We start from the raw sequence: 20,222 nt of genomic DNA, 5'->3' as shown, positions 1-20,222 counted from the left end.
TTTCTGGCGACACTTAATCGGATCTCACGGTCCTTACAAGAACTGACCAGCCCGGCTGGAAGAAGAGGAAATCATGTCCCAACTCGCAGACCTGGTGGCCCGTGCCACGGCCGCTATCGACGAGGCGTCGGATATCGCCGCCCTGGACGCCGTGCGCGTCGAATTCCTGGGTAAGAAAGGGCACCTGACGCTGCAAATGACCACCCTGCGTGAACTGCCAGCGGAAGACCGTCCGGCAGCAGGCGCGGTGATTAACGAAGCGAAGCAGCAGGTACAAGACCGCCTTACCGAGCGTAAAAACACCCTGGAAAGCGCTGAACTGAATGCGCGCCTCGCCGCAGAGACCATTGATGTCTCGCTGCCTGGTCGTCGCGTTGAGAACGGTGGATTGCACCCGGTGACCCGCACCATCGACCGTATCGAAAACTTCTTCGGCGAGTTGGGCTTTGCGGTGGTCACGGGTCCAGAAATCGAAGATGACTATCATAACTTCGACGCACTCAACATTCCCGGCCACCATCCAGCACGTGCTGACCACGATACCTTCTGGTTCGATGCCACCCGTCTGCTGCGCACCCAGACGTCTGGCGTGCAGATCCGCACCATGAAAAATCAGCAGCCACCGATCCGCATCATCGCGCCAGGTCGCGTGTATCGTAACGACTACGATCAAACGCACACCCCAATGTTCCATCAGATGGAAGGCCTGATTGTTGATAAAGACATCAGCTTCACCAATCTGAAAGGCACGCTGCACGATTTCCTGAACAACTTCTTTGAAGAAGACCTGCAGATTCGCTTCCGTCCTTCTTACTTCCCGTTCACTGAACCCTCCGCAGAAGTGGATGTGATGGGTAAAAACGGCAAGTGGCTGGAAGTGCTGGGCTGCGGCATGGTGCATCCAAATGTGCTGCGCAATGTCGGCATCGATCCGGAAGTTTACTCGGGCTTCGCTTTCGGCATGGGGATGGAGCGTCTCACCATGCTGCGTTATGGCGTGAACGATCTGCGCGCCTTCTTCGAAAATGATTTACGTTTCCTCAAACAATTTAAATAAGGGCAGGTTATCCAATGAAATTCAGTGAACTCTGGTTACGCGAATGGGTAAATCCAGCCCTGGACAGCGCTGCGCTGTCTGAGCAAATCACCATGGCCGGCCTGGAAGTGGACGGCGTGGATCCTGTCGCCGGTGCGTTCCATGGCGTGGTGGTGGGTGAAGTGGTGGAGTGCGGCCAGCACCCGAACGCCGACAAACTGCGCGTGACCAAAATCAACGTGGGCGGCGAGCGCCTGCTGGATATCGTCTGTGGCGCGCCAAACTGCCGCCAGGGCCTGAAAGTCGCGGTGGCGACCGTCGGCGCTGTGCTGCCAGGCGATTTCAAAATCAAAGCCGCGAAACTGCGCGGTGAGCCTTCAGAAGGCATGCTGTGCTCGTTCTCTGAGCTGGGTATTTCCGACGATCACAGCGGCATTATTGAACTGCCCGCTGATGCGCCGATTGGCACGGATATCCGCAGCTATCTGCAACTGGATGACAACACCATTGAAATCAGTGTGACGCCTAACCGTGCTGATTGCCTCGGTATTATCGGCATCGCGCGCGATGTGGCGGTGGTCAACGGTTTGCCGCTCACTGAGCCAACGATTGAGCCCGTTAAGGCAACAATCACCGATACCTTCCCGATTCGCGTGGACGCCACAGAGGCTTGCCCACGTTATCTGGGCCGCGTGGTGAAAGGAATTAACGTAAAAGCGGCAACGCCACTGTGGATGCGTGAAAAACTGCGTCGCTGTGGAATCCGTTCTATCGACCCGGTGGTAGACATCACTAACTACGTTCTGCTGGAACTGGGTCAGCCAATGCATGCCTTTGACCTCGACCGCATTGACGGCGGCATTGTGGTGCGTATGGCGGAAGAGGGCGAAGTGTTGACGCTGTTGGATGGCACTGAAGCCAAACTCAGCAGCGATACGCTGGTGATTGCTGACCATCAGAAAGCGCTGGCGATGGGCGGTATTTTTGGTGGTGAACACTCTGGTGTGAACGAAGAAACCAAAAATGTGCTGTTCGAGTGTGCCTTCTTTGAACCGCTGGCGATCACCGGCCGTGCACGTCGTCAGGGCCTGCATACCGATGCGTCGCATCGTTACGAGCGTGGTGTTGATCCGGCGCTGCAATTCAAAGCCATTGAGCGTGCTACCCAGCTGCTGCTCGACATCTGTGGGGGTGAAGCAGGTCCGGTTATCGATCAAACCGACGCCAGTAAATTGCCTGAGCGCGCCACTATCACGTTGCGTCGCGAAAAGCTGGACCGTCTGATTGGTCACGTGATCGCCGATGAGCAGGTCACCGATATCCTGACGCGTCTGGGTTGCGAAGTGAGCGTGGGCAATGGCGAGTGGACAGCCGTTGCGCCAAGCTGGCGTTTCGATATGGCGATTGAGGAAGATCTGGTTGAAGAAGTGGCTCGCGTATACGGCTACAACAACATCCCAGACGTGCCAGTGAAAGCCAACCTGATCATGACTCAGCATCGCGAAGCGGATTTGTCGCTGAAGCGGGCGCGTAACCTGCTCGTCGATAAAGGTTATCAGGAAGCCATTACTTATAGCTTCGTTGATCCCAAAGTGCAGCAGTTGCTGCATCCAGGCGAAGAAGCGCTGATTCTGCCAAGCCCAATTTCCAGCGATATGTCGGCGATGCGCCTGTCGCTGTGGACCGGCCTGCTTGGTGCAGTGGTGTATAACCAGAACCGTCAGCAAGGCCGCGTACGCCTGTTTGAGAGCGGTTTGCGCTTTGTTCCTGATACGCAGGCCGATCTCGGTATTCGCCAGGATCTTATGCTGGCGGGGGTTCTGAGCGGTAATCGTTACGAAGAGCATTGGGATCTGGCGCGCCAGACAGTTGACTTCTATGATTTAAAAGGCGATTTAGAGTCGCTACTGGATTTGACCGGTAAACTTGATGAGATTTCTTTCCGTGCAGAAGCTAATCCGGCACTGCATCCAGGACAGAGCGCGGCAATTTATTTACGCGGCGAACGAATCGGATTTATCGGAGTGGTTCATCCGGAGTTGGAACGTAAGCTGGATCTCAACGGCCGCACCTTAGTGTTTGAACTGCTTTGGAATAAGGTCGCAGACCGCGTCCTGCCTGACGCGCGCGAGATTTCACGCTTCCCGGCGAACCGTCGTGATATCGCTGTGGTAGTGGCTGAAAACGTGCCCGCAGCAGATATCATCGCGGAGTGTAAGAAAGTTGGCGTAAATCAGGTAGTTGGCGTAAACTTGTTTGACGTGTACCGTGGTAAGGGCGTGAACGAGGGCGAAAAGAGCCTCGCGATTAGCCTGATTTTGCAGGATACCAGCCGGACACTCGAAGAAGAGGAGATTGCCGCGACCGTTGCCAAATGCGTTGCGGCATTAAAAGAGCGATTCCAGGCAACCTTGAGGGATTGAACCTATGGCGCTTACAAAAGCTGAAATGTCAGAGTACCTGTTTGAAAAACTCGGGTTGAGCAAACGCGATGCCAAAGAGTTGGTTGAGCTCTTCTTTGAAGAAGTTCGCCGCGCGTTGGAGAACGGAGAACAGGTTAAACTGTCCGGATTTGGTAATTTTGATCTGCGTGACAAAAACCAACGTCCGGGCCGTAACCCGAAGACGGGGGAAGATATTCCTATCACTGCCCGCCGAGTGGTGACCTTCCGTCCGGGACAGAAGTTGAAAAGTCGCGTTGAGAACGCGACACCGAAGGACGCTGACTAATTTCAGTATGACAAAAAGGCCGCTTAGCGGCCTTTTTTATTGGCTGCAAGATAGCCATTCTGCGCAATTTTTCCATAATGTCAGGATTTCGTAAGTATGCGGAAAATAGGATGAAAATCGGCACTGGCTGATAGTGACTGTCGCAATCCATTTGTTATAACAGCGCCATCACATAACAAGAGGTATTGCTGATGAAAAAGACAGCACTTTTACTGGGCATCCTGTTAGGCATGCCGCTGCTGGCTAGCGCCAATGTTTCCGTTAACATCAACACACCGGGTGTCTCTATTCATATCGGTGATCAGGATAAACGTGGCTACTATTGGGATGGCTACGACTGGCGAGCGCCAACCTGGTGGAAACAGCACCACAATCAGCGTGTTGGCATGAAAGGCCCACACGGTTACTGGAACGGTAACGGCTGGCAGTCACAGCACCCGGGCAATGCGCCGCGCCACGATAACAAACCGCAGCCGCGCGACCAGCATCATGACCCGCGTGATAACCACGATAACCACGATAAGCGTGATAATCACGGTCAACCGATCCCGCCTCATCAGTAAGTATTACTCAGCGGCACCCACTCGGTGCCGCTTTCTTTTTGCCACAATCTCACTACAATCAAATCTCTGTTTTCTCAGCCAATCTCATCTATGACTCTGTTGGACCAGCTTGCTTATCAGGCCGATCGTCGCAGCCAGCGCTGGCTGATGCTGCTGAGTGCCACTCTGCTACTGCTGTTTGTACTCAGTCTGTGTGCTGGAGACAGCTGGATATCCCCAACCCAATGGTTTTCATCGAAGGGTGAGCTCTTCGTCTGGCAGTTACGCTTACCGCGGACGCTGGCCGTGCTGCTGGTGGGCGCTGCACTGGCGGTGTGTGGTGTGGTGATGCAGGCGCTGTTCAACAATCCGCTGGCAGAACCCGGCCTGCTTGGCGTATCAAATGGCGCGGGCATTGGGTTAGTGTTGGGTGTCATGCTCGGCAATGGCTCATTATGGAGCCTGGCGCTGGCGGCGATGGCGGGCGCATTATTGATCACGCTGATCCTGCTGCACTTTGCCCATCGCAAGCTTTCAGCCAACCGCTTATTGCTCACGGGGGTCGCGCTCGGCATTATCTGTAGCGCAGTGATGACATGGGCCGTGTACTTTAGCACCAGCCTCGATCTGCGGCAGTTAATGTACTGGATGATGGGCGGCTTTGGCGGTATTGACTGGCGCTATGGCTGGATGATGCTGGCGCTGTTGCCGGTTACTCTGCTGCTTACCGCCACCGCGCGGACGCTGAATTTACTCTCACTGGGGGAAACCTCGGCGCGTCAGCTAGGCCTGCCGTTGTTGTTATGGCGCAACCTGTTAGTGCTGGCGATGGGCTGGCTGGTTGGCACCAGCGTGGCGATGGCCGGTGCCATCGGGTTTGTCGGATTGGTCATCCCTCATCTGTTACGCTTAAGCGGTTTTAGCGATCATCGTTACCTGCTGCCCGCCTCGGCGCTGGCAGGGGCTGCGGTGCTCCTCGGGGCAGATATTATCGCCCGACTGGTGCTGACGTCGGCAGAGCTGCCGATTGGCGTGGTCACCGCCACCCTCGGCGCACCGCTGTTTATCGTGCTATTAGTGAAATCTTCGCGCTAGCAATGGCTGGCATCTTGGTCTCAACAACAGGAATCGACAATGAGCATTTATCAGACAGAACTGGTTACCCTGGACGGCGAAAAAACGACGCTGGCACAGTATCAGGACAACGTACTGCTGGTGGTCAACGTGGCGTCAAAATGTGGGCTGACGGCGCAGTATGAGCAACTTGAATCACTGCAGAAAGCCTGGCAGGACAAAAACTTTAGCGTGCTGGGTTTCCCGTGCAACCAGTTTCTGGAGCAGGAGCCGGGCAGCAACGAAGAGATCAAAACCTTCTGTAGCACCACTTATGGTGTGACTTTCCCGATGTTCGATAAAACCGATGTGAACGGTGCAGATCGTCATCCGCTGTATGCGCAGTTAACGGCAGCGCAGCCGGAAGCCGAACGTCCTGAAGGCAGCGGTTTCCTCGAGCGTATGGTGAGCAAAGGTCGTGCACCTAAAGCTGAGGGCGACATTTTGTGGAATTTCGAAAAATTCCTCATCAACAAACAGGGCAAGGTGATTGCGCGTTTTTCTCCGGATATGACGCCTGATGATCCGATCATCCTGAAACGCGTTGAGCAGGCGCTGGCAGAGTAAATGCTGTTGCAGTGTCAGGGAGTCAGCGTCGCGGGACGTCTGGCTCCGGTTGATCTCAGCGTTAATGCGGGTGAATGGATACATCTGGTGGGCCCGAATGGCGCGGGAAAAAGTACTTTGCTCAGTGCGCTGTCGGGATTATTACCGGCTCAAGGCGTGATTCAGCTTGCAGGAATGTCGTTGAGCCGCTTAAGCGGGTCCGCGCTGGCTCAGTGGCGTGCCTGGTTACCGCAACAACAGGCCGCGTTAGGGACCATGCCCGTCTGGCACTATCTACGATTGCATTTCTCTTCGGCGTCGCCGCAGGCAGATGTCACACTCAATGATGTGCTGACGCAACTCAGCGTACAGGACAAATTAACCCGTAAGCTGACGCAGCTCTCCGGAGGCGAATGGCAGCGCGTGCGGCTGGCGGCGGTGGTGATGCAAATCCATCCAGCGATCAATCCTCACGGCAAGCTTTTAATTCTGGATGAGCCACTGACGGCGCTGGATGTCGCACAGCAGCGAGCCGTGGACAAATTGCTGCTCCAGCTGTGCCGCGCCGGTATCGCGGTGATTGCCAGCGGCCACGATCTTAACCACAGTCTGCGCCATGCTGACCGCGTAGGGTTGATGCATCAGGGGGAAGTGGTCATGCAGGGACGTGCGCGGGAAGTCCTCACCGCCGCCAATCTCTCTCCGCTTTACCAAACCGAGTTTGAACAATTGGATACGCCGCAAGGCCCTTTGCTGTTTATTCCCTGAATAACATTGCCTGTTAAGCAGATTTGCCGCTAAAGTGTCATCCGGGCGACGGATTTAGGGACATTCTGATGCGAATAACGGTATTTCTTCTGATGATGCTGCTGGCTGGGTGTAGTAGCCATCACGCGCCGCCGCCGAATGGCCGTCTTTCTGATTCCATCACCGTGATTGCTCAACTCAACGATCAGTTAGGTCGCTGGCGTGGCACACCTTATCGCTACGGTGGATTAAGTCGAGGCGGTGTAGACTGCTCTGGTTTTGTTTATCTAACCTTCCGCGATAAATTCGATATGCAACTGCCGCGTTCTACCGTCGACCAGACGGATATTGGTACACGCATTGATAAACGCGATTTGCTGCCCGGTGATCTGGTCTTCTTTAAAACGGGCAGCGGAGAGAATGGCCTGCATGTGGGTATTTATGATACCGATAACACCTTTATCCACGCTTCTACCAGCCAGGGCGTGATTCGCTCTTCACTGGATAATGTCTATTGGCGCAAGGTATTTTGGCAGGCACGTCGTATCTGAGTGATTACCATACCAGTGCTGAATGACCTATTCTCTTCATGGTTTTTCAGCCGATTTATTATTGAATTCCCCTCGAATTTAACTCTCATTTAAAATGGCACTTTACCTGCGACCGCATTAATACTAAAAATAAGACTGAATTTATTTAATGAGTATGGACAACCACCCCGGTTATTTGGCTTAAGTTTTATTTATGGCTTAAAACGGTTTAATCAGGCAAAAAATTGCGTCTCTTCTAACGTTTGGTCCTATTGCCTGACCGTTTTCATTGATATACGATGCGCCAATTGCCACTGCTTCTGGCTGCTAAAATGAAAGTCCATTTATCTGCCGACTATCAGTCGGAAACCTGGTTCTATCCAGTTTATACACTGGCGGGCCAGCTGACTGCGGTCGAGCTGGTGACGCAATTCGTCCACGACAGCGCACCTATTACGCTGCCGCAGGATTTGCTGTTGCCGCAATTAGACGATGCGCAGCAATTACGGTTAATGCAGAGCCAGCTTTCTTTACTGGAAAAGTACCGTGACTTTTTTGAGCTACATCAAATTATCGCTCTGGTTCGTATTGATGATTCGATGGCGTTAACGCTGCTTGAAAGTGAATTTCTGTTAAGGAAATTTAAACAACTTCCTTTTATTATTCTCGATATTAGCGAAACGTTTCCGCAATTAGCGCGCGGAAAAGCGCAGCCACTTTTGGCCACATTACAGCAGGAATTCCGTTTATCGCTTTCCCAATTTGGTGCGGGTAAAGCACCTGCGACCGCAGTTTACGATAATCTCTTTAGTGTACTGAAACTGGATAAAACCTTTATACAAGGCCTGGCTAAACGTGCATCTTTTACACCCTTTATCCAAACGGTCATCGATAATTTCTCAGATTATGCCGATCAGCTCATAATATGTGGTGTTGACGATAACGTCATGCTGGAGAAAGTCAGCACCCTGAGCGGAGCTCAACTGCAAGGCAATTTGTTCCCGGTTGTCAAAGCGGAACGGTTAGGTGATCTTATTTATCCTGATGTGACTTCGCATACCCCTTCACAGCAGTAGTCCTTTCAACTGTCATCCGCTGACGCCCAGCGTTACACTGAACCCTATTCTTTAAACTCACTGTCGGTGCTTTTCGTGTGCACCTTCTGGAGTGGTGATGCAATTTATTAACAGCTGGCAGCAAGAGCTGTCGGGATGCTATACGGCGCTGATGCCAACGCCGTTGGAAGGCGGGCGTCTGTTCTATCATAACGCGCCGCTGGCGGCAGAAATGGAACTGGATGCCGGGCTCTTCACTGGGCAGGGGCACGGCGTCTGGAGTGGTCGTGAACTATTGCCAGGTATGGCACCGCTGGCACAGGTTTACAGCGGACATCAATTTGGCGTGTGGGCCGGCCAACTGGGTGATGGGCGTGGCATTCTGCTGGGTGAACAGCAACTGACGAACGGACGTAAACTCGACTGGCATTTGAAAGGGGCGGGATTAACGCCCTATTCGCGTATGGGGGATGGCCGGGCGGTGATTCGTTCCAGCGTGCGTGAGTTCCTGGCTTCGGAAGCGCTGCATCATTTGGGGATTCCCACCACTCGCGCGCTGGCTCTGGCGATTGGCGATGAGCCGGTGCTGCGTGAAACGCAGGAACGCGGGGCAATGCTGATGCGCATCGCTGAGAGTCATCTGCGTTTTGGTCACTTTGAACATTTTTACTATGGCGGCGAGCAGGATAAGGTCCGGCAACTGGCGGATTACGCCATTCATCATCACTGGCCGCAGCTAAGCGATGACGCTGACCGCTATGTGCTGTGGTTTACCGATATCGTGAAACGCACTGCCAGCCTGATCGCCCAATGGCAGAGCGTAGGTTTTGCGCATGGCGTGATGAACACCGACAACATGTCGATCCTCGGACTGACGCTGGATTATGGTCCGTATGGCTTCCTTGATGATTACCAGCCCGGATTCATCTGCAATCACAGCGATTATCAGGGGCGCTATTCCTTTGAGAATCAGCCGATGATTGGTTTGTGGAACCTCAACCGTCTGGCGCATGCATTGTCAGGGTTGATGAGCACGGATCAGTTAAAACAGGCGCTCAGCCAGTATGAAACGGAACTGATGCGGGTCTGGGGTGAGAAGATGCGCGCTAAACTGGGTCTTCTGACTGCCGATGCCAATGACAACGCGATTCTGACGCAACTGCTGTCGCTGATGACACAAGAGCGAAGCGATTACACGCTGACCTTCCGCTTACTGAGTGAGACGCAGCAGCATCAACAGCGTTCGCCGCTGCGTGATGAATTTATCGATCGCGAGGCGTTTGACCACTGGTACGACGGCTATCGTCAGCGTCTGCTGCAGGATGAAGCATCAGATGAACAACGCCAGCAGGTCATGAAAGCGGCCAACCCGGCGCTGGTGTTGCGCAATTATCTGGCACAGCAGGTGATTGAAGAAGTCGAGCAGGGTGAGAAGGCGGCGCTGGAGCGGCTCCATCTGGCCTTACAGCAGCCATTTGATGATGCGGCCGTCAGCGCAGAGTTACGCCAACGGCCGCCAGAGTGGGGCAAAACGCTGGAGGTGAGTTGCTCCAGCTAAGGTGATTAAAAACGGCTGTCGACCGCGGCAGCCAGTTTCTCCAGCACTTCGGCGCTGTCTTCCCAGCTCAGGCAGGGATCGGTAATGGACTGACCGTAGTTTAACGGTTCACCGCTCACCACTTTCTGATTGCCTTCCTGCAGGAAGCTTTCAATCATCACGCCTGCGACCGCACGGGATCCCGCACGAATCTGTGCTGCCACATCATCCGCAACATCGCGCTGGCGACGATGCTGTTTCAGGCAGTTACCATGGCTGAAGTCGATGATCAGCTGTTCCGGCAAATTAAAGTCACGCAGATTTGCGGCCGCGGCCGCGACATCTTCGGCGTGGTAGTTAGGTTGACGACCACCGCGCAGAATGACATGACCATGCGGATTGCCGCTGGTCTGATAAATCGTCATCTGACCGTGCTTATCCGGCGAAAGGAACATATGGCTGACGCGTGAGGCGCGAATGGCATCCACCGCGATTTGCACATTGCCGTCCGTACCGTTTTTAAAACCAACGGGGCACGACAGTGCCGAAGCCATTTCTCGGTGGATCTGACTCTCTGTGGTGCGTGCACCAATGGCGCCCCAGCTGATCAGGTCTGCAATAAACTGGCCGATCACCATATCGAGGAACTCGGTGGCGGTCGGCATACCGGTGGCGTTGATATCCAGCAACAGTTTACGGGCAATGGCGATGCCGCGATTAACGTCGAAACTGCCATCCAGATCCGGATCTGAGATCAATCCTTTCCAGCCGACCACCGTGCGCGGTTTTTCGAAGTAAGCGCGCATCACGATTTCCAGACGGTCCTGATAACGTTCGCGTAACACGTTGAGGCGTTCGGCATATTCCAGCGCGGCTTTAGGGTCGTGCAGCGAGCACGGGCCGATAATCACCAACAGGCGTGGATCTTCGCCGGTTAAAATACGTGCAATACGCTGGCGCGCAGCGGTGACGGTGGCCGCCACCTCCGGTGAAATGGGGTGTTCTTGCGCAAGCGCAGCAGGCGTTAGCAGGCTGCCGATGCGCGCAGTACGCAGTTCATCAGTCTTGTTCATTGGGATTCTCAAAATCTGTTCTTCGCAACGGTGAAATACCGGGAAGTGATGGTGGTCACAATAAACCAATAGGCCGCGAATTCAACCCGCTAAAAAGAAAGGTGAGCGAAACAAGACGGAAGCCAGGCTTTACGGCCTGGCGTACCGATTAATACATGCTGCGGCGCAGACCCATGATGTCGAGGATTTTGGTGGCAATCTCCTCGACCGAATAGTTGGTACTGTTAAGGTAACGAATCTGATGCGTGCGGAAGAGCGCTTCCACTTCTCCCACTTCGAGCCGGCACTGGCGCATTGAGGCATAACGGGTATTCTCTGCACGCTCTTGCCGAATCGCCGCCAGACGTTCAGGATCGATGGTTAATCCAAACAGCTTATGTTGATGGGCGCGTAACGCCGGCGGCAATTTTAGGTTATCCATGTCATCGGCGATAAAGGGATAGTTTGCCGCACGTACACCAAACTGCATTGCCAGATAGAGGCTGGTGGGTGTTTTGCCACAGCGAGAGACGCCGAGCAAAATGACCTGCGCATCTTCCAGACCACGCAGTGAAATACCATCATCGTGCGCCAGGGTGTAATCAATTGCGGCAATACGCGCATCATACTTGCCGAGATTGCTCGCCGTCAGACCATGGGTTCGGTGCGCCACTGGCATTGAAGCAACGCCCAGTTCACTTTGCAACGGGCCCACTAATGCCTGCACGATGTCCTGACAAAAGCCTTCGCTTTCCAGAATGATTTCGCGCACATCCGGGGTGACGATGGAAAAGAACACAATCGGACGTACGCCGCTTTGCTGATACAGCGCGTTAATCTGCGCCTTCACCGCCTGAGCTCGCTGAACATTCTCAACAAAGGGCAGGGTCACACTATTGATGTTCACAGGGAATTGCGACAAAACGGCATGCCCCAATACCTCCGCGGTAATGGCGGTACCGTCTGAAATGTAGAACACACTGCGCTCAGTGCTCATAGGCGAAATCCCCTCTTATTTACTTTTGCGTAACAATGTCATTGCTGATATTTCATTTTAATTAAAAATAAAATGAAATATCCATATCGTTAGCGCTTTCTGCTGGAATTTGATTTGTGTGATGAACAATATTAGATGAAATGCTGTTTTGAAAACGGCTATTTCCCCGCAATTTTTATCACAAGGTAAAAATAAAGTCTGAATCTGTTGCGCAACAAAAAGCAATGGCTAACCCTCTGAAAAGGGGAAAAATATCGTTGCGGCCATGTTTCAGCATTAAATAAGCCCGTTGCGCAACGCTAGCACTAACAGGTACTAGTCCGATTTTGCGTTTCTTTTTCTGCTTTAACGATTCAACACTTAGTCTTTATTAATTGATTGTGCCAGGCTGTTTTGGCGAATAGCAAATTGTTCCATGTGCTCCAATCATTTAAATGAAGGATAATCTCAATGTCCAATCAAGACCAACAGTCGCTAGTGCTCTGGTACAACCAGCTTGGCATGCATGATGTTGATCGGGTGGGGGGCAAGAATGCTTCCCTGGGAGAAATGATTACTAACTTGTCGTCATTGGGCGTCTCCGTGCCTAACGGCTATGCCACGACATCTTACGCCTTTAATCTGTTTCTCGATCAAAGCGGACTGAACCAGCGCATTTATGATTTGCTGGACAAAACGGATATTGATGATGTTGAAGAGCTGGCTAAGGCCGGTAAACAAATTCGTCAATGGGTTGTGGACACGCCATTCCTGCCTGAGCTGGAAGAGGCGATTCGTACTGCCTATGAGCAACTCTCCTCTGATGATGCCGACGCTTCCTTTGCGGTGCGATCATCCGCCACCGCGGAGGACATGCCCGATGCCTCGTTTGCGGGGCAGCAGGAGACGTTCCTTAACGTGCAGGGCTTCGATGCGGTGCTGGTGGCCGTGAAGCACGTGTACGCTTCCTTATTTAACGATCGTGCGATCTCCTATCGTGTGCATCAGGGTTACGACCATCGTGGCGTGGCCCTGTCAGCTGGTATTCAGCGCATGGTGCGATCCGATCTTGCCTCTTCCGGCGTGATGTTCACTATTGATACTGAATCCGGTTTCGACCAGGTGGTCTTCATCACCTCGGCGTTTGGCCTCGGAGAAATGGTGGTGCAGGGGGCGGTCAACCCGGATGAGTTCTATGTGCATAAACCGACGCTGGCAGCCAATCGCCCGGCCATCGTTCGCCGCACCATGGGCTCCAAAAAGATTCGCATGGTATATGCCGATTCTCAGGAACACGGTGAGCAGGTGCGCATTGAAGATGTCGATCAGGAGCAGCGTGACCGCTTTAGTCTGACCGATGAAGAAGTGCAGGATCTGGCGCGTCAGGCGGTGTTGATTGAGCAGCACTACAAACGCCCCATGGATATCGAGTGGGCCAAAGATGGTCACACTGGCAAATTGTTCATTGTGCAGGCGCGTCCGGAAACCGTGCGGTCAAACGGTCAGGTGATGGAGCGCTATAACCTGCAAGGGAAAGGCAAGGTGCTGGCCGAAGGTCGTGCCATCGGCCATCGCATTGGCGCGGGTGAAGTGAAAGTGATTCATGACATCAGCGAAATGCACCGCATCGAAAAAGGTGATGTGCTGGTCACTGACATGACTGACCCAGATTGGGAACCGATCATGAAGAAAGCCTCCGCGATTGTCACCAATCGTGGCGGCCGTACCTGCCATGCGGCGATCATCGCGCGTGAGCTGGGCATTCCTGCTGTCGTTGGCTGCGGTGATGCCACCGACCATCTGAAAGATGGGCATAAGGTGACCGTTTCCTGTGCTGAAGGCGACACCGGTTATGTGTATCAGGATCTGCTGGACTTTGAAGTCACCAGCTCGCAAGTGGATACCATGCCGGACCTGCCACTGAAAATCATGATGAACGTCGGTAACCCGGATCGTGCCTTTGACTTCGCCTGTTTGCCGAACGAGGGTGTCGGTCTGGCACGTCTGGAATTTATCATCAACCGTATGATCGGCGTGCATCCGAAAGCCCTGCTGGAATTTGACCAGCAGACACCGGAATTGCAGCAGCAGATTCGTCAAATGATGAAAGGTTTCGACGATCCGGTTGAGTTCTACATCGCCCGTCTGACCGAAGGGATCGCTACCCTGGGTGCGGCCTTCGCGCCGAAGCGCGTCATTGTGCGCCTCTCAGACTTCAAATCGAACGAATACGCCAACCTGGTGGGTGGCGAGCGTTACGAGCCAGAAGAAGAGAACCCGATGCTGGGCTTCCGTGGCGCGGGGCGCTATGTGGCGGACAGCTTCCGCGACTGTTTCGCGCTGGAGTGTGAAGCCGTGAAACGTGTGCGTAATGAAATGGGTCTGACCAACGTCGAGATTATGATTCCATTTGTGCGCACCGTTGACCAGGCGGCGGCCGTGGTGGAAGAACTCGGTAAGCAAGGTCTGAAGCGCGGTGAGAACGGCTTGAAGGTGATCATGATGTGTGAAATACCATCAAACGCCTTGCTGGCTGAGCAGTTCCTGCAGTACTTCGATGGCTTCTCTATCGGTTCGAACGATATGACGCAACTGGCGCTAGGCCTTGATCGCGATTCTGGTGTGGTCTCGGCGCTGTTTGATGAGCGCAACGACGCCGTGAAGGCGCTGCTGTCGATGTCAATTCAGGCCGCGAAGAAACAGGGTAAATACGTGGGAATTTGCGGGCAGGGCCCTTCAGACCATGAAGACTTCGCAGCATGGTTGATGGAGCAGGGGATTGATAGCCTGTCATTGAACCCGGATACCGTGGTGCAAACCTGGTTAAATCTGGCGGAATTGGATGCTGCTAAGCAGTAATCAGACATCAATTAGGACGCGTTCGGGGTAAATCTGAAGCGTCCTTGATGAAATCATTAAGGCCAGCGCTGCTGGCCTTTTCTTTATCCATAAAAAATACAAAAAAAAAGCCCATCACAGGGGATGGGCAAAGACTACACACAGCAATTCTTCACTTTACTCAGGGGAAAAAGGTTGTTTAAAAATCAGTGGTTTGATCTCAAACATAGGATTCATGTTATTCATCAGGCTTGCTGGCGTCTTTAAGAATCCTCTTATTAGTTTAAAGCTGATAATCTTTTCTGTGCTTTTTTAACGGTTGCGCCTGATGATTCAGTTCGAAAAATAATCATTCCGTTAGCGAAATCCACCTAAAGCGCCTAAATCTGCGTTTTTTCTTAAAAATCGCTTATGAAAAATAAAAGGTGTTGCAGGCAATTATGTGACAGCGATTAAGTTGCTTTCAGCGCGGTAGGTAAGGCAAATCAGGAGTGCGAGAAGAAGGCGGTGCATTTATCTGCACCGCTCGCAGAAAAGGTCTGCTTTAAGGTTGCTCTTCCTCGTGTTCGGCAAGAGCTTCGATGACCGTTTGCGGGTCATCATCCGGGGCAGGGGCTTCATGCATCCATACGGAAACCAGACGATAGGACACGGCTAATACCACAGGACCAATAAACAGCCCAATCATGCCGAAGGCGATCAATCCACCGATAACACCGGAAAGGATCAGAATCATCGGCAAATCTGCACCCATGCGAATCAGCATCGGACGCAACACGCTATCGAGCGTACCGACCACACAACTCCACACCAGTAATATCGTGCCCCAGGTGGTATCGCCACTCCAGTAGAGCCAGATGATGGCCGGTACCAGCACCACTAACGGCCCCAACTGCACCAGGCATGTCAGAATCATCAGCACGGTGAGCAGAGTGGCGTAAGGGATGCCGGAGATTGCCAGGCCAATACCGCCCAGCACACCCTGCACCAGCGCCGTCACCACCACGCCCAGCGCCACGGCACGAATCGCTTGCCCGGCCAGTAGCACCGCCGCATCGCCGCGACGTCCGCCCATGCGATAAGCAAAGTGGCGAATGCCGTGGCCGACCTGCTCACCGCGCCAGTAGAGCAACACGCTAAACAGCAGCATGACGGCGAGGTGAATCATAAAGCGGCCGAAGTGGCCGGCTTGTGCCACAAAGAAGCCTGTGGTGCGACCAATGTAAGGTTGCAGCTGATTTAAAATCGCTGTACCGCCGCCATCGACCATTTTGTGGTAGCTGGAGTAGGTTTTGTTGCCGACATAAGGAATCTCGCGCAGCCAGACAAAGTCCGGGAAAACCAGATGGCGTTGCGTTGCCCAGGCGATGACCGGCGCGCTGTTGTCGATCAGGCTACTCACCAGCAGGGCAATCGGAATAATAAACAGCAGCAGTAATAGAATGGTCATGGCGATCACCGCCAGCGATCGTCGTCCCCACAGCAGATGCTGCAAACGGATCATTAATGGCCAGGTCGCAATCACCACCATGCTGGCCCAGGCAAAGCCCAGAATAAAGGGTTGTACCACCCACAGGCAGGCGATGATCATGATGAGAATGAACATCAACGAGAACAGCAGTTGCGGTAGATCCATACCGCGTTGCAGGCTTTTCATCACAACGTTTTGACCTCAATTAATCCTTCGTGGTGGACCGCGTGGGCCCTGATCAATGATGAGCTATTTCCTGAAAATTAAACAGAAAAAAGCAGGGCGCGCGAAGGTCTTTCCTGAAAAAACAGCAGGCGATAAAAAAATATGATAAAACCAATGGTTGAAAAAAATAACCACGCAAACGTTTACAACATCTCGGTCACGCAATAATGATCCCACAGATTTCCCAGGCGCCAGGCCTCGTTCAACTGGTGCTGACATTCCTGCAGTCATTAAAAGAACAAGGCTTCACCGGCGATACCGCCACCAGTTATGCCGATCGTCTCTCGCTTTCTACCGATAACAGCATTTATCAGCTGTTACCCGATGCCGCGCTGTTTCCGCGTTCGACGGCGGACGTGGCATTAATCGCGCGTCTGGCAGGTGAAACGCGGTTTAACAGCCTGGTGTTTACCCCACGCGGCGGCGGAACGGGTACCAACGGTCAGTCACTCAATCAGGGCATTGTGGTCGACATGTCGCGCTACATGAATCGCATCCTTGAAATCAATCCTGAACAGGGTTGGGTGCGTGTGGAAGCGGGCGTGGTGAAAGATCAGCTCAATGCCTGGCTGAAGCCTTATGGATTCTTCTTTTCGCCGGAGCTCTCCACCAGTAATCGCGCTACCTTAGGTGGCATGATCAATACCGATGCATCCGGGCAGGGTTCGCTGGTGTATGGTAAAACCTCGGATCACGTGGAGGGATTGCGGGCGGTTCTGCTCGGCGGTGATATCCTGGATACCCGCGCGATGCCCACCGAACTGGCTGAGCAATTAGCAACAACACCGACAGCCGAAGGGCGCATCTATCAACAGGTGTTAAACCGCTGTCGTGATCAGCGTGACCTGATTCTGGATAAATTCCCTAAGCTTAACCGCTTCCTGACCGGTTATGACTTGCGTCATGTGTTCAGCGATGACATGCAAACCTTCGATCTGACGCGCTTGTTATGCGGTGCAGAAGGGACGCTGGCCTTTATTACGGAAGCGCGTCTGGACATCACGCCGATCCCTAAAGTGCGTCGTCTGGTGAACATCAAGTATGACTCCTTTGACTCTGCGTTGCGTAATGCCCCTTTCATGGTGGAAGCCAAAGCGCTGTCAGTGGAAACCGTGGATTCTAAAGTGTTGAATCTGGCACGAGAGGATATTGTCTGGCACTCGGTAAAAGAGCTGATTACCGATGTGCCGGATAAGGAAATGCTCGGTCTGAATATTGTTGAATTTGCCGGTGACAACGGCGAATTAATCGAACAGCAGGTCAACAGCTTGTGCGCTCGGCTGGAGGAGTTGATGGCGCAGCAGCAGGGCGGTGTGATCGGCTATCAGCTGTGTAATGATTTAGGCGGTATCGAGCGCATTTATAATATGCGCAAAAAAGCGGTGGGCTTGCTGGGCAACGCCAAAGGGCGCGCTAAGCCGATTCCGTTTGTGGAAGACACGGCAGTACCGCCAGAACAACTGGCGGATTACATTGTCGATTTCCGTGCTTTGCTCGATAGCCATGGCCTGAGTTACGGCATGTTTGGCCATGTGGACGCCGGTGTTCTGCACGTGCGTCCTGCGCTCGACATGTGCGATCCGCAACAAGAGATGCTGATGAAGCAAATCTCCGACGAAGTGGTGGCGCTGACCGCGCGCTACGGCGGATTACTGTGGGGTGAACACGGTAAAGGATTCCGCGCGCAGTACAGCCCGGAATTTTTTGGCGAGACGCTGTTCAACGAACTGCGCGCGATTAAAGCGGCCTTTGATCCTGATAATCGCCTGAACCCCGGCAAGATATGCACCCCGCTGAGCAGCAACGAGCCGATGATGCAGGTGGATGCGGTGAAACGTGGCACTTACGATCGTCAGATTCCGGTCACGGTGCGAACTGACTGGCGCGGCGCCATGGAGTGCAACGGCAACGGCTTATGCTTCAACTTTGATGCGCGTAGCCCGATGTGCCCATCGATGAAGATTACCCGCAACCGTATCCATTCGCCGAAAGGACGCGCGACGCTAACGCGTGAATGGTTGCGTTTGCTGTCAGAGCAGGGCGTTGATCCCTCTCAGCTGGAACAGGCGCTGCCGAAACAGGGGGCCAGCCTGCGCACACTGATCCAACGCACGCGTAACTCCTGGCACGCGAAGCAGGGCGAGTATGACTTTTCTCATGAAGTGAAAGAGGCGATGTCAGGCTGTTTAGCCTGCAAAGCCTGTTCGACGCAGTGCCCGATTAAGATTGATGTACCGGGCTTCCGCTCGCGCTTCCTGCAGCTTTATCACACGCGCTATTTGCGTCCGGTGAGCGATCATTTGGTGGCCACCGTTGAGAGTTATGCGCCTTTGATGGCCAAAGCGCCTAAGGTGTTCAACTTCTTCCTTAAGCAACCGTGGGTGCGCGATCTCAGTAAAACCCACATTGGCATGGTCGATCTGCCGTTGCTTTCATCGCCAAGTCTGAAACAGCAACTCGGTGGGCATCCAGCCATGAGCCTGACGCTGGAACAGCTGGAAGCGATGGATATCGCGCAGCGTGAAAACTGTGTGCTGGTGGTGCAGGATCCGTTCACCAGCTATTACGAAGCACAGCTGGTGACCGATTTTGTCAAATTGATTGAAAAGCTGGGCTATCGTCCGGTGTTATTACCCTTCTCACCGAACGGTAAAGCGCAGCATGTGAAAGGCTTCCTGCAGCGCTTTGCGCGCACTGCCGGTAAAACCGCCGAGTTTCTAAATCGTGTCGCCCAATTGGGGATGCCGATGGTTGGGGTCGATCCCGCAACGGTGCTGTGTTATCGCGATGAATATCAGGAAGTGCTGGGTGAGCAGCGTGGTGAGTTCAAGGTGCAACTGGTCCACGAATGGTTGCAGCAGGCCCTGAATGCGCGCGCGGTGCAAGCTGCCAGCGGCGAGGCCTGGTATCTGTTTGCGCACTGTACTGAAGTCACTGCGCTGCCCTCTACGCCGAATCAGTGGCAGGACATCTTTGCGCGTTTCGGTGCGAAGCTGGAGAACGTCAACGTCGGGTGTTGCGGTATGGCGGGGACGTACGGACATGAGAGCAAGAACCTCGAAAATTCACTGGGCATCTACGAACTCTCGTGGCATCCGCAATTACAGAAACTGCCACGTCAGCGTTGTCTGGCGACAGGTTTCTCCTGTCGCAGCCAGGTTAAACGCGCCGAGGGCAACGGCATGCGCCATCCGCTGCAGGCATTACTGGAAATGATGTAAACAAATTGTAGGAGTCGTCACAAAGCTGGATTAGAATATCCAGCCTGCGTGACGGACGAAATCACTCTGCAGGCTGGTGGCTTTATCCCACTCGCCGCTGAGCGCCAGTTGATGACACAAACGAGTCAACGACAGGCGCGCCAGTTGATAGGCCTGAATACGGAATAAACGGTCGCGATCGGCATTGCCCATCTCCTGCACTAAGCGGTGATGGAGCTTGCCCATGGCATGCAGATAGCTTTGGTCGTCGCCGTTAAGCTCGCAGATTTCTGCCATGTCGAGACAGGTGTCGTTAAAGCGACGCAGTTGGTCAATAGTACAATCGGTGCGGTTGAGCTTAGCCTGAGCCATGTAGAAGTCGACGGTGATATCACGCACTGAAAACTTATATTCATCGATTTTGTGTTGTAACCAGGCTGAGACGGTAAGCGTCATGTCGCTACCCTAAATGGGTTAATGATAATCATTATCATATTCAACCGCGTCAGGAATGCAATTCCCGCAATGAAATTTTATTGATTTCCTTTGCCTGTTACTAAAATCGGCAATAACAATCTCTTTACATTGAAGAAAGGCGTAACCTATCAATCATGACGATGTCGT

16 protein-coding genes, 1 other RNA gene and 1 other annotated feature (1 of these 18 cut by a window edge) are annotated in these 20,222 nt (G+C 53.3%); of the genes, 12 read left to right on the top strand and 5 right to left on the bottom strand.

Annotated elements, in window-relative coordinates; all coding sequences use genetic code 11:
- Window positions 1-2 (top strand) — a sequence feature (Phe leader region); it begins 124 nt to the left of the window's first position.
- A gap of 71 nt (window positions 3-73) precedes the next feature.
- From pheS to ACCW76_RS01760, 10 genes are all read left to right on the top strand, one after another.
- Window positions 74-1,057 (top strand): phenylalanine--tRNA ligase subunit alpha, encoded by a 984-nt coding sequence (gene pheS, locus ACCW76_RS01805; RefSeq protein ID WP_038647337.1) that lies wholly within the window; start codon window positions 74-76, stop codon window positions 1,055-1,057.
- 14 nt (window positions 1,058-1,071) lie between these two features.
- Window positions 1,072-3,459 (top strand): phenylalanine--tRNA ligase subunit beta, encoded by a 2,388-nt coding sequence (pheT, locus tag ACCW76_RS01800; RefSeq protein WP_436337573.1) that lies wholly within the window; start codon window positions 1,072-1,074, stop codon window positions 3,457-3,459.
- A gap of 4 nt (window positions 3,460-3,463) precedes the next feature.
- Window positions 3,464-3,766: an integration host factor subunit alpha gene (gene ihfA, locus ACCW76_RS01795; protein WP_007892687.1), complete on the top strand. Its 303-nt coding sequence runs from the start codon at window positions 3,464-3,466 to the stop codon at window positions 3,764-3,766.
- Between the two features lie 191 nt (window positions 3,767-3,957).
- Window positions 3,958-4,329 (top strand): DUF2502 domain-containing protein, encoded by a 372-nt coding sequence (locus tag ACCW76_RS01790; protein ID WP_038647333.1) that lies wholly within the window; start codon window positions 3,958-3,960, stop codon window positions 4,327-4,329.
- Between the two features lie 90 nt (window positions 4,330-4,419).
- Window positions 4,420-5,403, top strand: a complete 984-nt coding sequence (gene btuC, locus ACCW76_RS01785) for a vitamin B12 ABC transporter permease BtuC (RefSeq protein ID WP_436337572.1) — start codon at window positions 4,420-4,422, stop codon at window positions 5,401-5,403.
- A 39-nt stretch (window positions 5,404-5,442) separates the two neighbouring features.
- Window positions 5,443-5,988, top strand: coding sequence for a glutathione peroxidase (locus ACCW76_RS01780; protein WP_038647329.1), 546 nt, complete (start codon window positions 5,443-5,445; stop codon window positions 5,986-5,988).
- Complete coding sequence (gene btuD / locus ACCW76_RS01775) at window positions 5,989-6,735, top strand: vitamin B12 ABC transporter ATP-binding protein BtuD (RefSeq protein ID WP_038647327.1); 747 nt, start codon at window positions 5,989-5,991, stop codon at window positions 6,733-6,735.
- A 68-nt stretch (window positions 6,736-6,803) separates the two neighbouring features.
- Window positions 6,804-7,265 (top strand): NlpC/P60 family protein, encoded by a 462-nt coding sequence (locus ACCW76_RS01770; RefSeq protein WP_045813968.1) that lies wholly within the window; start codon window positions 6,804-6,806, stop codon window positions 7,263-7,265.
- Between the two features lie 311 nt (window positions 7,266-7,576).
- Window positions 7,577-8,320, top strand: coding sequence for an EAL domain-containing protein (locus ACCW76_RS01765; RefSeq protein ID WP_436337685.1), 744 nt, complete (start codon window positions 7,577-7,579; stop codon window positions 8,318-8,320).
- Between the two features lie 97 nt (window positions 8,321-8,417).
- On the top strand, window positions 8,418-9,857 hold the full coding sequence (locus ACCW76_RS01760) for a protein adenylyltransferase SelO (protein ID WP_436337571.1): 1,440 nt from the start codon (window positions 8,418-8,420) through the stop codon (window positions 9,855-9,857).
- Between the two features lie 5 nt (window positions 9,858-9,862).
- Here the strand turns inward: ACCW76_RS01760 and ACCW76_RS01755 are convergent, their stop codons facing one another.
- Window positions 9,863-10,909, bottom strand: coding sequence for a 3-deoxy-7-phosphoheptulonate synthase (locus ACCW76_RS01755; protein WP_034821698.1), 1,047 nt, complete (start codon window positions 10,907-10,909; stop codon window positions 9,863-9,865).
- Between the two features lie 148 nt (window positions 10,910-11,057).
- A complete protein-coding gene (gene ppsR, locus ACCW76_RS01750; protein ID WP_034821695.1) occupies window positions 11,058-11,885 on the bottom strand; it encodes a posphoenolpyruvate synthetase regulatory kinase/phosphorylase PpsR in 828 nt (275 codons plus the stop codon).
- Between the two features lie 450 nt (window positions 11,886-12,335).
- Here ppsR and ppsA point away from each other — a divergent pair, with 450 nt between their 5' ends.
- Window positions 12,336-14,723 carry a phosphoenolpyruvate synthase gene (ppsA, locus tag ACCW76_RS01745; RefSeq protein WP_436337570.1) on the top strand — a complete coding sequence of 796 codons (2,388 nt, stop codon included), beginning with the start codon at window positions 12,336-12,338 and terminating at the stop codon, window positions 14,721-14,723.
- Window positions 14,724-14,822: 99 nt separating this feature from the next.
- Here the strand turns inward: ppsA and rprA are convergent.
- Together rprA and ydiK are read right to left on the bottom strand one after the other, a co-directional pair.
- An RNA gene (gene rprA / locus ACCW76_RS01740) (antisense sRNA RprA) lies at window positions 14,823-14,930 on the bottom strand.
- Between the two features lie 316 nt (window positions 14,931-15,246).
- A complete protein-coding gene (gene ydiK / locus ACCW76_RS01735) occupies window positions 15,247-16,359 on the bottom strand; it encodes an AI-2E family transporter YdiK (protein ID WP_436337569.1) in 1,113 nt (370 codons plus the stop codon).
- A 206-nt stretch (window positions 16,360-16,565) separates the two neighbouring features.
- On the opposite strand from ydiK, the gene ydiJ reads away from it, so the two are divergent.
- Window positions 16,566-19,619: a D-2-hydroxyglutarate dehydrogenase YdiJ gene (ydiJ, locus tag ACCW76_RS01730; RefSeq protein ID WP_436337568.1), complete on the top strand. Its 3,054-nt coding sequence runs from the start codon at window positions 16,566-16,568 to the stop codon at window positions 19,617-19,619.
- Between the two features lie 30 nt (window positions 19,620-19,649).
- Here the strand turns inward: ydiJ and ACCW76_RS01725 are convergent, their stop codons facing one another.
- The gene (locus ACCW76_RS01725; protein ID WP_045813973.1) at window positions 19,650-20,054 is read right to left on the bottom strand and encodes a hypothetical protein; all 405 of its coding nucleotides are present in this window, start codon (window positions 20,052-20,054) and stop codon (window positions 19,650-19,652) included.
- Window positions 20,055-20,222 lie beyond the last annotated feature (168 nt).

Source organism: Pantoea sp. C8B4 (genome assembly GCF_051336905.1).
Taxonomy (GTDB): Bacteria; Pseudomonadota; Gammaproteobacteria; order Enterobacterales; family Enterobacteriaceae; genus Pantoea; species Pantoea rwandensis_B.
This window is presented reverse-complemented; position numbering and strand designations above follow the sequence as displayed.

Excerpts from the sequence above, each read along its gene's own strand:
- pheS (WP_038647337.1), top strand. The coding sequence starts at position 74 with ATGTCCCAACTCGCAGACCTGGTGGCCCGTGCCACGGCCGCTATCGAC.
- pheT (WP_436337573.1), top strand. The coding sequence starts at position 1,072 with ATGAAATTCAGTGAACTCTGGTTACGCGAATGGGTAAATCCAGCCCTG.
- ihfA (WP_007892687.1), top strand. The coding sequence starts at position 3,464 with ATGGCGCTTACAAAAGCTGAAATGTCAGAGTACCTGTTTGAAAAACTC.
- ACCW76_RS01790 (WP_038647333.1), top strand. The coding sequence starts at position 3,958 with ATGAAAAAGACAGCACTTTTACTGGGCATCCTGTTAGGCATGCCGCTG.
- btuC (WP_436337572.1), top strand. The coding sequence starts at position 4,420 with ATGACTCTGTTGGACCAGCTTGCTTATCAGGCCGATCGTCGCAGCCAG.
- ACCW76_RS01780 (WP_038647329.1), top strand. The coding sequence starts at position 5,443 with ATGAGCATTTATCAGACAGAACTGGTTACCCTGGACGGCGAAAAAACG.
- btuD (WP_038647327.1), top strand. The coding sequence starts at position 5,989 with ATGCTGTTGCAGTGTCAGGGAGTCAGCGTCGCGGGACGTCTGGCTCCG.
- ACCW76_RS01770 (WP_045813968.1), top strand. The coding sequence starts at position 6,804 with ATGCGAATAACGGTATTTCTTCTGATGATGCTGCTGGCTGGGTGTAGT.
- ACCW76_RS01765 (WP_436337685.1), top strand. The coding sequence starts at position 7,577 with ATGAAAGTCCATTTATCTGCCGACTATCAGTCGGAAACCTGGTTCTAT.
- ACCW76_RS01760 (WP_436337571.1), top strand. The coding sequence starts at position 8,418 with ATGCAATTTATTAACAGCTGGCAGCAAGAGCTGTCGGGATGCTATACG.
- ACCW76_RS01755 (WP_034821698.1), bottom strand. The coding sequence starts at position 10,909 with ATGAACAAGACTGATGAACTGCGTACTGCGCGCATCGGCAGCCTGCTA.
- ppsR (WP_034821695.1), bottom strand. The coding sequence starts at position 11,885 with ATGAGCACTGAGCGCAGTGTGTTCTACATTTCAGACGGTACCGCCATT.
- ppsA (WP_436337570.1), top strand. The coding sequence starts at position 12,336 with ATGTCCAATCAAGACCAACAGTCGCTAGTGCTCTGGTACAACCAGCTT.
- ydiK (WP_436337569.1), bottom strand. The coding sequence starts at position 16,359 with ATGAAAAGCCTGCAACGCGGTATGGATCTACCGCAACTGCTGTTCTCG.
- ydiJ (WP_436337568.1), top strand. The coding sequence starts at position 16,566 with ATGATCCCACAGATTTCCCAGGCGCCAGGCCTCGTTCAACTGGTGCTG.
- ACCW76_RS01725 (WP_045813973.1), bottom strand. The coding sequence starts at position 20,054 with ATGACGCTTACCGTCTCAGCCTGGTTACAACACAAAATCGATGAATAT.